This is a genomic window from Thalassococcus sp. (assembly GCF_982780845.1).
This window is the reverse complement of record NZ_CEYADA010000002.1, coordinates 184,555-198,699: the sequence shown is the minus strand read 5'-3', so window position 1 is coordinate 198,699 and position 14,145 is coordinate 184,555. Positions and strand designations below refer to the sequence as shown.

Here is a 14,145-nt window from a genome sequence, read left to right as displayed (position 1 = left end):
TCGGATCAGCGTTGGGGAAGACGAACAGCAGCGTCCAGACGAATGGTCGAGCCGTTCAGATAAGCGTTTTCGACAATGTGGGTCGCCAGCTGGGCGTATTCCGCCGGCATGCCCAGACGGTGCGGGAACGGGATGTTCGCCGTGATCGCCGCCGTGGTTTCTTTGGGCAGGCCCTCCATCATCGGGGTCTCAAACAGGCCCGGCGCGATTGCCATCACGCGGATACCGCTGCGGGCGAATTCGCGGGCGGCGGGCAGGCACATCGCTGCGATCGCACCCTTGGAGGCCGAATAAGCCGACTGGCCGATCTGGCCGTCTTGGTACGCAACCGAGGCTGTGTTGATCACAACACCGCGCTGACCGTCTTCTTCGGGCTCCAGATCCATCATGGCGCGTGTTGCAAAGCTCATGACGTTGTAGGTGCCCATCAGGTTCACGCGGATCGTGCGTTCGAACATGTCGATAGACAATTTGTTTTCACGGCCCACAATACGCGCAGCAAGACCGATGCCCGCACAGTTCACTGCCACACGGGCCGGACCGCCCAGCCAATCGGTTGCCGCGTTCACCGCTGCTTCGACCGCATCGGCAGAGCCCACATCGGCCTGCACGGCAAAACCGCCGATTTCGTCCGCAACCGCCTTTGCCGCGTCCAGATTATAGTCCAGCACAACGACCTTTGCGCCTTCGGCTGCAAATTTGCGCGCTGTCGCCGCGCCAAGGCCGCTCGCGCCGCCGCTGACCAATGCTGTGTTTCCAGTAAGCTTCATCTTTGGCCCTCCGAAATTTGATTATGCGTTATATCCATGTTCGCCAAAGGAAGCCCCGCAGACGGGGCTTCCGAAACAGTTTTAAGGTATCAGGAACAGTGTGATCGACGGGAACAGCACCAGAATGATGACCCGCACAATGTCGGACGTCACAAAGTACATGACCGCTTTGTAGGTCTCCATCATCGGGGTCTCCCGATCCATCGAGTTGATGATGAACAGGTTCATCCCGACCGGCGGCGTGATCAATCCGACCTCGACCACGATCAGCACAAGGATACCGAACCAGATCGCCATGTGTTCCGTGCTCATACCGAAATCCAGCGCCGAGATGACCGGGAAGAAGATCGGAATGGTCAGCAGGATCATCGACAGCGAATCCATCAGACAACCGAACACCAGATAGAAGATCAGGATGATCGTAAGGATCGACCACGGGCTCAGGCCCAAACCGCCAACCCACATCGACAGTTCCTGCGGAACCTGACTAAGCGCGAGGAACGAGTTGTAGAAACCCGCACCGAATACGATGAAGAAGATCATCGCAGTCGCCGTTGCCGTGGCAATGATCGACTCCATGAAAATCTTCCATGTCAGGTTGCCCGACAGAAGTGCAGCGATCCCTGTTCCCGCAGCGCCAACAGCCGCGCCTTCGGTCGGCGTGAACCAACCCAGATAGATACCGCCCACAACCAGCAGGAACACGGTCATCACAGGCCAGACTTTGACCAGCGCCGCAAAGCGTTCTGCATAGGGAATAGGTTCGCGCGTGCCAGCACTACCGGGGTTCAGACGCACGTAGATCGAGATCGTGATGATATATCCGATCGCCGCCAGGATGCCCGGAATGAACGCCGCCAAGAAAAGCTTGGCGATGTTCTGTTCGGTCAGGATCGCATAGATCACAAGGATCACGGACGGCGGGATCAGGATGCCCAGCGTACCACCAGCCGCCAAAGTCGCGGTCGAAAACCCGCCGGAGTAGCCGTAGCGCTTGAGTTCAGGCAGCGCCACGCGGCTCATGGTGGCGGCGGTTGCCAGCGACGATCCGCAGATCGCACCGAAACCCGCACAGGCGCCAACAGCCGCCATCGCCACGCCACCCTTACGGTGACCCAGCCACGATTCCGCGGCCTTGAACAGCGATGTGGACATGCCCGACAGGGTCGCAAACTGGCCCATCAGCAAGAACATCGGAATGATGGTCAGCGAATAACTCGAAAACGTTGTGTAGGTTTCTGTCTTCAGCTTGGCCAGGAACATGTTCGGCGTGCCGATGACCATCCATAGGCCACCGATGCCGCACATCAGCATCGCCAAACCAATCGGCGCACGCAGAAAGATAAGCAGCAGAAGGACGGGGAACGACATGTACCCCAATTCAAGATTGGTCAATGGACTGCCCCCTCAGAGTTAGGCAACGGGGTATGGCCTGTGACAAAGCCGATGATACGCGCATACGAACAGTAGACGCCGACAAGCGATGCGATGACTGCGGGTACAAGGCTGGCCGCATAGCTTTGCCAAATCGGGAACTGCAGCAAGAACGTCGTCTCGCCGTATTTCATCTTGTCCTGCATACCTTCGAACAGACGCCATGTGATCAGAATGACGATAGCGGTCAGGGCGATTTCCCAGACGATCATCAGCACTTCGTTCACGCGCTTGGACAGCATGGACGTAAAGATATCGACCGTCGCATGCGCTCCGTACAGTTGGCAGATCGGCAGAAAGCTGAAGATCGCAAAGGCGACGCCTGCTTCGACCAGCTCAAAATCGCCTGTGATCGGCGCGACGCCGGTCGCCAGAAGCATGTCACCAAACGCAGGGGCATAGGCCTCGAGAAAGTCGGAATGTCCAAAGGTGTTCAGACCCCGACCGATGACGCTGATACATGTCAGCACAACCAGCACTGTCAGGATCAAGCCACCAAGAATTGCGGTAAAGCGGGCAATTTTCTCAACCAGCGTCAGCATAGACACCGCCCATCGGCACACAGCTCGATTGTAATGATACGTTTTTTCACGAAGGCCTCCCTACCCCACCTGGAAAAAAGTGCCGCAGCTCTTGCCACGGCACATATCATGAGAAAATAGTTATATGATACAATCATTCCTGTCCAGCGCAAAGGCGCAGGCCAGTAGATCTTAGAACCTGTCTAGCAGACGCTCCAGATATTCCCGTTCAATTTCAGGACGTTCCGTGTCGCCAGTCCGCCGCCGGATTTCATCCAGAAGCTCTTGGGCACGGCGGTAGACATCCTCACCTTGCAGCAAGGATTCCTCTGTTCCGACCTCGCCATTCGATCCGGAATCACGCCCCAACGGATCGCGCTGGTTACCCTGTTCTGTACCTTGGGCTGTGCCCTGTTGGCCGGGTTGTCCCTGTTGGCCCTGCTCTTGTGCCATGGCTTCACCAAGGTTGCGCATCCCTTCGCGCAGCGCTTCCATGGCATCGGACTGTTGATCAATCGCTTCGGCCAGATCGTTTTCGCGCAGCGCGTCTTCCGCGCCTTCCATCGACCGTTCGGCACGTTCCAGCGCATCGCGCGCGGCTTCGCCTGCCTCGGTCCCTTCACCGGGCAGGTTGCGCTGCTGGCGGCCCAATTCATTGCGCAGGGCGCGCTGGCGTTCAGCAAGGGTTTCTTCCATGGACTGCTGGCCGCCTTGGCCTTCCTGTCCCTCTTCATCGCCTTCGCCTTGGCCCTGACCTTGTTGATCCTGACCACGCCCGTCGTTTTGCTGGCCCGACTGGCCCTGACCCTGCTGTTGGCCCTGTTGTCCTTGCTGACCTTGGTTCTGCTGCCCCGGATTGAACTGCTCCTGAAGATCGCGGAACGCCTGATCCGACAGGTCCTGCTGTTCGCGCAGGGTTTCTGCCAGATCGTCCATCGCCTGTTCACCCGGCGACTGCTGGCCTTGGCCCTGACCTTCGGTGACCTGCATGTTCTCCATCATCTGGCGAAGTTCTTCCAAGGCCTGCTGGGCTTCGGCCATGCGGCCTTCTTCCATCAGCTCCTGAATGCGGTCCATCATCGCCTGAAGATCATTCTGGGACATTTCCATGCCCTCTTGGCTCTGGCTTTGCTGGCTGTCGGGGTTTTGTTCACGCTCTTGCTGATTGCGGCGGGCAAGCTGGCGCATGTAATCATCCGTCGCTTCGCGCAGTTCTTGCATCAGTTCCGCGATTTCCTGTTCGCTGGCACCGTTCTTCATGGCCTCGGCCAGACGATCCTGCGCGCGTTCAAGACGTTCGCGAGCATCCTCAAGATCGCCTTCTTCAAGAATAAGCGCGAGGTTCCACATGTCTTCGGCCAGTTCCGTGACCATTTCATCGCTTAGCGATGCGGTGCGGTAGCCTTCGACACGGTCCAGAATGGTTTTCAGAATGTCGAACTGAGCGTCGTCGCGGAACACGTCCTTGGGGTCGTTCGATACGGCCCGCAGAATCTGTGCGATCATCTTGGCATTGTCGCGGTTCCACAGCAGCGCCTGACGCTGTTCGATGATGGCACCAGCTAAGGGATCAAAGAACCGACGACCGGGAAGTTTCAGAACCTCTGGTTCGGCAAAACTGACCTGACGCGCGGCATCTTCGACGCTCAGCGACACGGTGACGGGCAAATTGGCCCACGGGTGTTTCGAATAGTTCTCGATCAGCGTTTCAGTGAACTCGGCCCGCGTTCCGGCGATTGGCATCGGCAACGGGATTTCCAGCGCTTCTTGTGGTTCGGGATCGATCCGCAGGCCATAGCGACGATCGACATCACCCAACGCCAGTTCGATCCGCGCGACACCGGCGACAACGCCGTAATCGTCAGCTGCGGTGAACGGCAGGGATGCCTCGCCCTCATAGGTTGCTTCAAAATCGCCGGCACGCGCCACCGTCGGTTTGGCGTCGCCTTGCATGACCACGTCCCAGATACGGCCGTTGTCCCCAACCACAGCCACCTGACCGGATTGCTTGACTGTCAGATCAAACGCGGTTGCAGGATTTTCGGGATCATCCGGCAAGGGATTGCCGCTAACCGTTTCGTTCAGGCCCAACGCACCGGGTTCGCCATAAAACCGCATGGTCAGCTTGGACCCATAAGGTGCGGCCAGCATCGGGCCTTCGATATCGTTCAGGTAAACCGTCGGCAGGCCGGTGTAGGACGGCGGCTCCATCCAGCCTTCCCACGTGGGGCCGGTGGCCTGACTGATGCCTGTGCCGCCAAGAGCCGTGACCGACTGAACCCGCAGAACGGACCCGAACAGAAGTGCAGTCAACAAAACCAAAAGGGCGAAATAGCGAAGGGCGAAGGGGTCGGACTTGGACACGCGCAGATCGGGTTCAACCGCCCGCGCCTCGGCCAGCTTTTTGCGCATGCGTTCCTGATGCGCACGCCACAAAGCGGAAGACGCCGCATCCTGCGACCCTATAGCCTGATCATCCAGAACTGCCTGAATAGGCGATCCCGCCATCGTCGCATCCAAACGCAACAGCGCACCCGCTTCGCTTGGCCAGCGAAAGGCCCTGATGCCCCGTTCCAACGACCACAGCGCGACAAAGGCAGCCAAACCAAGAAAACCAGCAGCCAGCCAGAACGGCACCAGATCGTGCACGCCCAGCATCAGCAACCCGAGTGTCAGGATCAGCACAGACCACAGCGGCCAGAAACCACGCACGATCCGTTCACAGACCATGCCCGCGCGGGTCAGCAAAAGCGGCACCCGAATGGACGCTAGAATGTCTTTCTGCTCTGACTTCGGATCGGTCATGATCTCTCCCTTATGGGGCGTGACCGACGACGAAAGCCGTTACAGCCACTCGGGAATGGTATCGCGCGAAATTATTTCGTCAAAGGTTGGTCTTTGACGAATGACAGCATGTTGATCGTCTTTCACCAAAACCTCGGGCACAAGGGGGCGTGTGTTGTATTCGCTGGACATCACAGCGCCATATGCACCGGCCGAGCGGAAAGCCACCAAGTCACCTGCCTTAAGTTTGGGCATTTCACGGCCCTTGGCAAAGGTATCCCCCGATTCGCAGACAGGGCCGACGATGTCATAGGTCACGCGTTCATGGCCCGGTTCGGGTTCGATCACGGGGATGATGTCGTGGTGCGCCTCGTACATGGCGGGGCGGATCAGGTCGTTCATCGCCGCATCAAGGATCAGGAAATTCCGGCCCTCACCCTCTTTCACATAGATCACACGGCTGAGCAGGATGCCCGCGTTGCCCGCGATCAGACGACCGGGTTCAATCTCGACCTCGCAACCAAGGTGCCCAACGGTTTTCTGGATCAGCGCACCGTAATCGGTGGGTAGCGGCGGGGCTTCGTTCGACTGGGTGTAAGGGATGCCCAGACCGCCGCCCAGATCGAGGCGACGGATATCGTGGCCATCGGCACGCAGGGCCTCGGTCAGTTCGGCGACCTTGTTGTACGCGGCCTCGAACGGGGCCAGTTCGGTCAACTGCGAACCGATGTGCACGTCGATGCCCACAACCTCGATCCCCGGCATAGCGGCTGCGTCGGCATAGGCCTGACGCGCCTTGGCAATCGGGATGCCGAATTTGTTCTCGGACTTGCCCGTGGCGATTTTTGCGTGGGTTTTCGCATCCACATCGGGGTTCACACGGATGGTGACGGGCGCTGTGACGCCCATGGATGTTGCGACCTTGGAAATCGCCTCAAGCTCGGGTTCGCTTTCGACGTTGAACTGGCGAATGCCACCTTCCAGCGCCTGACGGATTTCGAACTCGGTCTTGCCGACGCCCGAAAAGACGATCTTGTCACCGGCCACACCTGCGGCTTTGGCGCGGGCGTATTCACCACCCGACACAACATCCATGCCAGCGCCCAGTTCAGCCAGCGTTTTCAGGATCGCCTGATTGGACGCCGCCTTCATCGCGTAGCAAACCATGTGCGGCCCCCAAGACAGAGCCTCGTCAAACAGGGTGAAGTGACGCGTCAGGGTCGCCGTGGAATAGACATAGGCCGGCGTGCCGACGGTTGCGGCAATCTCGGTCAGAGGCACGTCTTCGGCAAACAACTGGCCGTCGCGGTAAAGAAAATGATCCATGGCGCATCCTTTGGTGTTGATGCGTGATTAGACCGGATTTTACGCGGAAACCAGACCCGTCTCAGGCCAACGTCTCAGGCAACAGGACGTGAACGCAGGAACAGATAGAGCGGCAGGCCACAGCTGACCCCGATGCAATAGATCGCAGGGATCGCCAAAAGCGCGATCCAGTTCCGACGCACAGCAACCTCGGCAATGATCCAGATGGTCAGCGTGATCGCCGCAATCGTCAGATCCCAGACAAGGCCGGTAGTTGATGCGTTGACATACCACGCATCAATCAGCACACCCAATCCACCGCCGTTCGTCATCATATAGGTGACGAAATAGTACATCGGATGAATGGCGCCCCAGATCGCCAGCGCCAGCCAGAGATAACGCAGCGCGTTCATCAGAGCCCGACACCGACAGTGACGGGCCCTTTGCTGACGGACACACCGACGTTCGTTTTGACGCCGCCCGTGCCGACAGAAACATTTGCGTTGTAATTAGGCCGGATCGGATCGCCATCCGCGCCGCAAGACGCGAGCGTCAAAAGTGCCAAGAACAACGCAATCTGTTTCATCCCAATACCTCTTTCCAGCGCGCGACTTGCGCCCGAACCTGAACCGGTGCTGTGCCGCCATAGCTGGTGCGGCTGGACACCGAGTTGTGTACGCCCAACACGTCGAACACGGCCTGAGTGATGCCCGCGTGGACAGACTGCATGTCAGCCAGCGTCAGATCGGGCAGGTCACAATCTTTGCCCTCGGCCATCGCCACAAGCGCACCTGTCACGTGGTGTGCATCACGGAATGGTAGATCAAGTTCGCGTACCAGCCAATCGGCAAGGTCGGTCGCGGTCGAAAATCCGCTTGCTGCGGCGGCCTCAAGCGACGGGCGGTTCGCTGTCATGTCGCGCACCATGCCTTCCATCGCGGCCAGTGCCAGCATCCAGTTGTCGGCGGCATCAAAGACCTGCTCTTTGTCTTCCTGCATGTCCTTGGAATAGGCCAGCGGCAGACCCTTCATCACCATCATCAGGGCGACGTTGGCACCAAAAATGCGCCCGATCTTGGCGCGGATCAGTTCCGCCGCATCGGGGTTTTTCTTTTGCGGCATGATCGACGAACCGGTCGAGAACCGGTCGGACAGCGTCACAAAGCGGAACTGGGCCGAGGACCAGATCACCAGCTCTTCCGCAAAGCGCGACAGGTGCATTGCGCTGATCGACGCGACCGACAGGAATTCCAGCGCAAAGTCACGTGCCGAAACTGCATCAAGCGAGTTTGCCATCGGACGGTCAAAGCCCAGCGCCTCGGCTGTCATGTGACGGTCGATCGGGAAAGATGTACCTGCCAGCGCCGCAGCACCCAAGGGCGATTCGTTCATCCGCTTGCGCGCATCACGCACGCGGCTCAGATCACGGCCAAACATTTCGACGTAGGCCATCATGTGGTGGCCCCATGTCACCGGCTGCGCGGTTTGCAGGTGGGTGAAACCGGGCATAACCCAATCCGCACCGGCCTCTGCCTGACCCAACAGCGCTTGCATCAGTGCCTCAAGGCCCTTTTCAGCGGCGTCCAACTGGTCGCGCACCCACAGGCGGAAATCAGTGGCAACCTGATCGTTCCGGCTGCGGCCTGTGTGCAAACGGCCTGCTGCGGGACCGACGATTTCTTTCAGGCGCGCTTCGACGTTCATGTGAATGTCTTCCAGCGCAGTGGAAAATTCGAAGGTTCCGCCTTCAATCTCTGACAAGACTGTGAGCAACCCTTCCCGCATCGCCTCTGCATCGCTACTCTTAACGATGCCTGTCGCTGCCAGCATGGCGGCATGGGCCCTTGAACCGGCGATATCTTGTGCCGCCATTCGCTTGTCGAACCCGATCGAGGCATTAATTGCCTCCATAATCGCGTCCGGTCCAGCGGCAAAGCGGCCGCCCCACATCTGGTTCGAGGTCTTGTCCGTCATATCGTGCAGCCCTTTAGGAGGGAAAATGAAACAGGTTCTTATCGCGCTCCTCTATACTGCGGGTGTGTGGCTTGCAAATCCGGCGTTGGCAGATGTGTCCGCAGCCGCCGCTTTGCGGGACGGCGATATGAAGAAACTAAACTTTCATTCAGAGCCGAAAGACGCCGGATCGGCGACATTTACGGACTTTGAAGGCACTGCCGAACTGGCCCTCTCGGATTACGAAGGCAAATGGGTTCTGGTGAATTTCTGGGCCACATGGTGCGCCCCGTGCCGCAAGGAAATGCCGCATCTGGCCGAATTGCAGGGCGAACTGGGCGGCGATGATTTCGAAGTGGTCACAATCGCCACAGGTCGCAACCCGCCCGCTGGCATGAAAAAATTCTTTGCCGAAATCGGCGTCGATAACCTGCCGATGCACCGCGATCCCAAATCCGCCCTGGCGCGTGAGATGGGTGTGCTTGGCTTGCCGATCACTGTTATCCTGAACCCAGAAGGTCAGGAAATCGCACGACTGCAGGGCGATGCGGACTGGGCGTCGGACAATGCCAAGGCGATTCTGACCACGCTGATTGGCACGGACGGCGCCTCCTGACGCTACGATATCTTTGACAAGATCGCAGGCAATGCACGACCCTTCCCGCTAGGGAGAGGATCAAATCATGCCTATCACGGTTCTGGCCGCGTTGGTTGTGTTCGGCATTGCGGGGATCGCAGTGCTGACGGTTCTCTTCGGCTTCAACAAACCCCGCAGTTTTATCGATGCCGAAGACGCAGGCCGCGCGTGGCTGCGCGAATTTCCTGATCTGGAACCGCGCGATATCACCCTGTCCCAAGACGGCTGCCACGCGTTGGTCCAGACAGATCAAGGCGCTGGCATCGTTTGGTCCATGGGCGCAGATAGCGCCGCACGGCTATTGGCTGGCGCACGTGTGAAACAGTCCGCCAAGGGACTGGACCTGCGCCTGCGGGATTACACCGCCCCGCGTATCCGCGCCGCGCTTACACCCGATCAACAAAACATCTGGCTTAACCGGATCAAGGACACCCCATGACCGACATGCTGACCTACCCCGACGTTGTCCAACTGGCTGTCCCGTTCTTCATCGCGGCCATCCTGATCGAACTGTTGTGGATCGTGATCAAGAAACGCGGTGGGCGTTATGAAACGCGGGATGCGGTGACGTCCTTGGTGATGGGTGCAGGCAACGTTGTCTCGGGCATTTTGCTAGGCTTCATTGCGTGGGGCTTTTTCATGGTCCTGTGGGAAATTACGCCCCTTGATCTGGGCACCAGTTGGTGGGTGGTCGCGCTTTGCTTTGTGCTGGATGACTTGCGCTATTATTGGGTGCACCGATTTGGGCATCGCATCCGTTGGGTCTGGGCCAGCCATGTGAACCATCACTCCAGCCAGCACTACAATCTGACCACGGCGCTGCGGCAGACGTGGACGGGCACATTTACGTTCATGATGATCATCCGTGCGCCCCTGATCCTGCTGGGCTTTCACCCTGCGATGGTTCTGTTCTGCGGTGGTCTGAACCTGATCTACCAGTTCTGGATCCACACCGAGGCGATCGGTCGGATGCCCCGCTGGTTCCAGGCTGTGATGAACACCCCATCACACCACCGCGTGCACCACGGACGCAACCCGCGCTATCTGGATGCGAACTATGCCGGTGTGTTCATCATCTGGGATAAGATGTTCGGCACCTTTGTGCCCGAGGATGACAAGGAGAAGGTCGACTTCGGACTGGTCCACAACCTTGGCACGTTCAATCCGCTACGCGTGGCCTTTCACGAATGGATCGGCATTTTCAAAGATGTGACCCAGCCTGGGATTAGTTGGAAGGACCGCTTTTCCTATGCTTTTGCCCCACCGGGGTGGAGCCATGATGGGTCACGGCAAACGTCTGAAATGATCAAAGAACGCCACAACCAGGCGAATGAAACCGCCACAGGTGGCTGAATTATAACCTCAATTTTACCCTGATTTAGTCGCGCCGTTACAACTTTTAGGGTAGTAAACGCTTGTAACGGGGACGTGAGCTTCCCATATATTTATTGTATACCACTGCATACTTTTGGAGAGCCATGTTCTAATATCTATTGTCCGATCAATATCTGCCGTTCTCGATTGCGCTTGGGATTCTCTTTGGCCTGCTCGCGCTGGAACTGTTTTTCGCCTTGATTGGCGGCACCCTTTTGGGGCTTGGCGCAGATGGTCTGGATGCACCGGATATCGATGGCCCCGATGTTGATCTGCCGGACCTTGCAGAGCTGGATATCGACCTGACCCCTGCCGATCTGGCCGAGGCCGATCTGGAACTGACCAGTTTCGACGAACTGGAATCGGTGCACAACGCACCGTCAGGCAGTATCACGTCTTGGCTGGGGATGGGCAAAACACCCGCCATGATCTGGTTGGCCAGCGTGCTGGTGGGTTTCGGCCTGACCGGTCTGGCCCTGCAATCATTGATCGAAGCCGTGTTCGGCGGCCCCGCGCCGGCGTTTTTGGTGGGTATTCCCGCAGCCGTTGCAGGCATCGCTTTCGCGCGCAGCTTCGGATCGCTGTTTGCGCGGTTGCTGCCCAAGACCGAAACGCAATCGCTGTCCGAACGCCATCTTGGCCGCCGGATGGGCACCGTGACCCAAGGCGTCGCAGCCCGCGGTCGCCCTGCCGAGGTGCGCGTGTCGGACCGATACGGCAACACCCATTACCTACGCGCAGAACCACTGCGTGACACCGACGAAATAAAGCAAGGAACCGAGGTTCTGGTGCTGCGCCATCGATACGAGGGCGGTTACCGGATCGTCGCGGTTTCCGAATAACAATTAACAACTGGAGGAATTTATGGACCCATTAAACTTTATCATCATGATCGCCACGGTCATCGCATTCCTTGTGCTGATCGGCCTTGTCCTGGGGCGTCTTTACCGCCGCTCGACCCGCGAAGTCAGCCTTGTGAAAACCGGTGCTGGTGGCAAACGGATCATCATGGATGGCGGCACAATCGTCATTCCGCTGCTGCACGAAATCAGCCCCGTAAACATGAAAACCCTGCGCCTTGAGGTTCAGCGGAACGGCGAAGCCGCGCTGATCACCAAAGACCGGATGCGCGTCGACGTGGGCGTTGAATTCTATGTCTCGGTCAGCCCGACCGAAGAGGGCATCGCACGCGCCGCCCAGACGCTGGGTGACCGCACCTTCTATGTGGATCAGCTTCGCGAAATGATCGAAGGTAAACTGATCGACGGTCTGCGTGCTGTTGCGGCCCAGATGTCGATGGACGAACTGCATGAAAACCGCTCGATCTTTGTTCAGGAAGTGCAGAACGCTGTATCCGAGGACCTGTTGAAAAACGGTCTGTCGCTGGAATCTGTTTCGCTGACCGCGCTGGACCAGACACCCTTCGAGGCTCTGGATGAAAACAACGCCTTTAACGCCGTTGGTATGCGCAAGCTGGCCGAGGTGATTGCCCTGTCCAAAAAGGAACGCGCGACCATCGATGCCGAAGCCGACGTCGCCGTGCGTCGCGCCGCGATGGAGGCCGAGCGCCAGAAGCTGATCATCGAACAGGACGAAGAACAGGCGCGCATCGAACAGGCGCAAAAGGTGGAAACGCTGCGCGCCGCGCAAGAGGCCGAAATTGCCGCACGGCGCGAAGATTCCCGTCGCGAAACAGAGCGGTCTCGGATTGCCCGTGAAGAGGCCATTCGCGCCGCGGAAATCGCCAAGGAACGTGAACTGGAAGTCGCCGATCAGGAACGCCAGATCATCATCCAGAAGAAATCCGAGGAAGAAAGCCGCGCCCGCGCATCCGCCGATCTGGCCCGCGCAGAAGCGACCAAAGCCATGGAAGCCGTGCAAACCGCCAGAGAGGTGGCCGAGGCCGAGCGTCAGAAGCAGATTGCCCTAATCGAAGCCCAGCGGGAAGCCGAGCGTGAAGCAACGCGCATTCGTCTGGCCGCGCAGGCCGAAAAGGACGCCGCACAGGACCGCGCCGATGCCCGCCGTGAAGAGGCACAGGCAGACGCGGACGCGATCACGATCCGCGCGGAAGCCAAGAAAAAGGACATGCTTGCCGAAGCGGAAGGTACCCGCGCGATCACCGAAGCCGAAAACGCACTGTCCGCACAGATTGTGGCGATGAAGGTCGATCTGGCCCGTCTGCAGGCAATGCCGGGTATTCTGGCCGAGGTCGTGAAGCCGGTCGAAAAGATCGACACGATCAAAATCCATCAGGTCACAGGCATGGGCGGCGGCAGCTTTGGCGCGCCGATGTCGGCTGGCGGCGAAAAGCCTGTCGTCAATCAAGCACTGGACTCCATCATGGGAATGGCCGTTCAGATGCCCGCGCTGAAAAAGCTGGGCGATGAACTGGGCATGAGCATGGAAGACGGTCTGGCCGGCATGGTGAACGGCGCGTTGGGCGGTGACACCCCGAAAAAGCCGGTGGTGGAAGAAGGCCCAGAGCCGACTGCCGCTGAATAAACCAGTTCAGGCGCGCCCCTGACCTTCGGGGGCGCGTTATTTACAGTAAGAACCGCTGCGGTACTTGGCCGTATCAAAGTGGAAATGGTCCTGATGGAACCGGTCCGAATTCGGGCCCAACACAGTGCCAAATGGCCCACAGGCAGACTTGTGCATCTTCTTCAGGATTGGCCCCTGATGCTGGGTCCGCCACCCCCCGAGCACCGTGATCAATGACCCGTCGTTCAAACGAAACGCCGAGATGTCGATTGCATTGCCTTTGCCATGCTCGGAAATCTTGGCGCCGGGCTGGTTGTTGCGCGTCCGGCAGGCGTAGTGAGCCGCAACGCGAATTTCCTTAACACCACCGCCCGCTTTGCCAACCGCAGGCTTCATGCCCTTGTTGACCCATGTTTTCAGCGCCTTTGCCGTGCGACAGTTCATCAGCGCTTGTTGGCTCAGACCTACACCACTGATCGAGCGGACCTTGACGGCATCCTGAATACCGCAGGCCTTGAAGCGCCCCGGCACAAACCCCACGAATTCGCCCTGAATATCGACATCCCCACAAACCGCGCCTTTCTTGCGCGCCTGCTTTTTCGCCATGGCCTTCTTCACCAAGGATTGCGAACGCTGGTTGGGGCGAAGGGCACGTGCGACGGCCTGTTCGGTGACCTCGGGTGCGATGGCAACCGGTGCGGCGACAGGTGTGACCGCCGTCAGCATCGACGTGGTTGTGGGGCGCATTTCAGGACGGATGATGTTGGCTTGTCCCGCTTCAGCCCCGAAAGAGCGCGGAACGGGGCGCAGGGAACGATCCGGAGCAGCGAAAGCCGCGTTTGCTACCAGAAGACCAACAATCACCCCAACCAGAAACTTCATG

General features: G+C 58.7%; 14 protein-coding genes. 5 read left to right on the top strand and 9 right to left on the bottom strand.

Going from position 1 to position 14,145, the window contains the following annotated elements; genetic code table 11:
• Window positions 1-5: 5 nt before the first annotated feature.
• The 8 genes from AC4FIA_RS03175 to argH all read right to left on the bottom strand — a co-directional run bounded on the left by AC4FIA_RS03175 (window position 6) and on the right by argH (window position 8,788).
• A complete protein-coding gene (locus AC4FIA_RS03175) occupies window positions 6-770 on the bottom strand; it encodes an SDR family NAD(P)-dependent oxidoreductase (RefSeq protein WP_490364685.1) in 765 nt (254 codons plus the stop codon).
• A gap of 81 nt (window positions 771-851) precedes the next feature.
• Window positions 852-2,165 (bottom strand): TRAP transporter large permease, encoded by a 1,314-nt coding sequence (locus tag AC4FIA_RS03170; protein WP_490364684.1) that lies wholly within the window; start codon window positions 2,163-2,165, stop codon window positions 852-854.
• A complete protein-coding gene (locus AC4FIA_RS03165; protein ID WP_287473344.1) occupies window positions 2,162-2,746 on the bottom strand; it encodes a TRAP transporter small permease in 585 nt (194 codons plus the stop codon). The genes AC4FIA_RS03170 and AC4FIA_RS03165 overlap by 4 nt, the downstream gene beginning before the upstream one ends.
• A gap of 171 nt (window positions 2,747-2,917) precedes the next feature.
• On the bottom strand, window positions 2,918-5,530 hold the full coding sequence (locus AC4FIA_RS03160) for a TIGR02302 family protein (protein WP_490364683.1): 2,613 nt from the start codon (window positions 5,528-5,530) through the stop codon (window positions 2,918-2,920).
• Window positions 5,531-5,569: 39 nt separating this feature from the next.
• Window positions 5,570-6,835 carry a diaminopimelate decarboxylase gene (gene lysA / locus AC4FIA_RS03155; RefSeq protein WP_490364682.1) on the bottom strand — a complete coding sequence of 422 codons (1,266 nt, stop codon included), beginning with the start codon at window positions 6,833-6,835 and terminating at the stop codon, window positions 5,570-5,572.
• A gap of 74 nt (window positions 6,836-6,909) precedes the next feature.
• Complete coding sequence (locus AC4FIA_RS03150) at window positions 6,910-7,227, bottom strand: DUF2834 domain-containing protein (protein WP_490364681.1); 318 nt, start codon at window positions 7,225-7,227, stop codon at window positions 6,910-6,912.
• The gene (locus AC4FIA_RS03145; RefSeq protein WP_200813212.1) at window positions 7,227-7,400 is read right to left on the bottom strand and encodes a hypothetical protein; all 174 of its coding nucleotides are present in this window, start codon (window positions 7,398-7,400) and stop codon (window positions 7,227-7,229) included. The genes AC4FIA_RS03150 and AC4FIA_RS03145 overlap by 1 nt, the downstream gene beginning before the upstream one ends.
• Window positions 7,397-8,788 carry an argininosuccinate lyase gene (gene argH, locus AC4FIA_RS03140; RefSeq protein ID WP_490364680.1) on the bottom strand — a complete coding sequence of 464 codons (1,392 nt, stop codon included), beginning with the start codon at window positions 8,786-8,788 and terminating at the stop codon, window positions 7,397-7,399. Before argH ends, AC4FIA_RS03145 begins: the two co-directional genes overlap by 4 nt.
• Before the next feature lie 25 nt (window positions 8,789-8,813).
• Between argH and AC4FIA_RS03135 the strand changes: the two genes are divergently transcribed.
• The 5 genes from AC4FIA_RS03135 (at window position 8,814) to AC4FIA_RS03115 (ending at window position 13,283) form a co-directional block, all read left to right on the top strand.
• Complete coding sequence (locus AC4FIA_RS03135; RefSeq protein WP_490364679.1) at window positions 8,814-9,383, top strand: TlpA family protein disulfide reductase; 570 nt, start codon at window positions 8,814-8,816, stop codon at window positions 9,381-9,383.
• Window positions 9,384-9,450: 67 nt separating this feature from the next.
• Entirely contained in the window at window positions 9,451-9,843 is a 393-nt protein-coding gene (locus AC4FIA_RS03130) for a hypothetical protein (RefSeq protein ID WP_490364678.1), read from the top strand.
• Complete coding sequence (locus tag AC4FIA_RS03125) at window positions 9,840-10,757, top strand: sterol desaturase family protein (RefSeq protein WP_490364677.1); 918 nt, start codon at window positions 9,840-9,842, stop codon at window positions 10,755-10,757. The genes AC4FIA_RS03130 and AC4FIA_RS03125 overlap by 4 nt, the downstream gene beginning before the upstream one ends.
• Before the next feature lie 140 nt (window positions 10,758-10,897).
• The gene (locus tag AC4FIA_RS03120; RefSeq protein WP_490364676.1) at window positions 10,898-11,620 is read left to right on the top strand and encodes an OB-fold-containig protein; all 723 of its coding nucleotides are present in this window, start codon (window positions 10,898-10,900) and stop codon (window positions 11,618-11,620) included.
• A 22-nt stretch (window positions 11,621-11,642) separates the two neighbouring features.
• Window positions 11,643-13,283, top strand: coding sequence for a flotillin family protein (locus tag AC4FIA_RS03115; RefSeq protein WP_490364675.1), 1,641 nt, complete (start codon window positions 11,643-11,645; stop codon window positions 13,281-13,283).
• A gap of 36 nt (window positions 13,284-13,319) precedes the next feature.
• Here the strand turns inward: AC4FIA_RS03115 and AC4FIA_RS03110 are convergent, their stop codons facing one another.
• Complete coding sequence (locus tag AC4FIA_RS03110) at window positions 13,320-14,144, bottom strand: extensin-like domain-containing protein (RefSeq protein WP_490364674.1); 825 nt, start codon at window positions 14,142-14,144, stop codon at window positions 13,320-13,322.
• Window position 14,145: the final 1 nt, after the last annotated feature.

What these genes read in the sequence shown, in the direction of transcription:
- AC4FIA_RS03175 (WP_490364685.1), bottom strand. Translation starts at nt 770, where the DNA reads ATGAAGCTTACTGGAAACACAGCATTGGTCAGCGGCGGCGCGAGCGGC.
- AC4FIA_RS03165 (WP_287473344.1), bottom strand. Translation starts at nt 2,746, where the DNA reads ATGCTGACGCTGGTTGAGAAAATTGCCCGCTTTACCGCAATTCTTGGT.
- AC4FIA_RS03160 (WP_490364683.1), bottom strand. Translation starts at nt 5,530, where the DNA reads ATGACCGATCCGAAGTCAGAGCAGAAAGACATTCTAGCGTCCATTCGG.
- lysA (WP_490364682.1), bottom strand. Translation starts at nt 6,835, where the DNA reads ATGGATCATTTTCTTTACCGCGACGGCCAGTTGTTTGCCGAAGACGTG.
- AC4FIA_RS03150 (WP_490364681.1), bottom strand. Translation starts at nt 7,227, where the DNA reads ATGAACGCGCTGCGTTATCTCTGGCTGGCGCTGGCGATCTGGGGCGCC.
- AC4FIA_RS03145 (WP_200813212.1), bottom strand. Translation starts at nt 7,400, where the DNA reads ATGAAACAGATTGCGTTGTTCTTGGCACTTTTGACGCTCGCGTCTTGC.
- argH (WP_490364680.1), bottom strand. Translation starts at nt 8,788, where the DNA reads ATGACGGACAAGACCTCGAACCAGATGTGGGGCGGCCGCTTTGCCGCT.
- AC4FIA_RS03135 (WP_490364679.1), top strand. Translation starts at nt 8,814, where the DNA reads ATGAAACAGGTTCTTATCGCGCTCCTCTATACTGCGGGTGTGTGGCTT.
- AC4FIA_RS03130 (WP_490364678.1), top strand. Translation starts at nt 9,451, where the DNA reads ATGCCTATCACGGTTCTGGCCGCGTTGGTTGTGTTCGGCATTGCGGGG.
- AC4FIA_RS03125 (WP_490364677.1), top strand. Translation starts at nt 9,840, where the DNA reads ATGACCGACATGCTGACCTACCCCGACGTTGTCCAACTGGCTGTCCCG.
- AC4FIA_RS03115 (WP_490364675.1), top strand. Translation starts at nt 11,643, where the DNA reads ATGGACCCATTAAACTTTATCATCATGATCGCCACGGTCATCGCATTC.
- AC4FIA_RS03110 (WP_490364674.1), bottom strand. Translation starts at nt 14,144, where the DNA reads ATGAAGTTTCTGGTTGGGGTGATTGTTGGTCTTCTGGTAGCAAACGCG.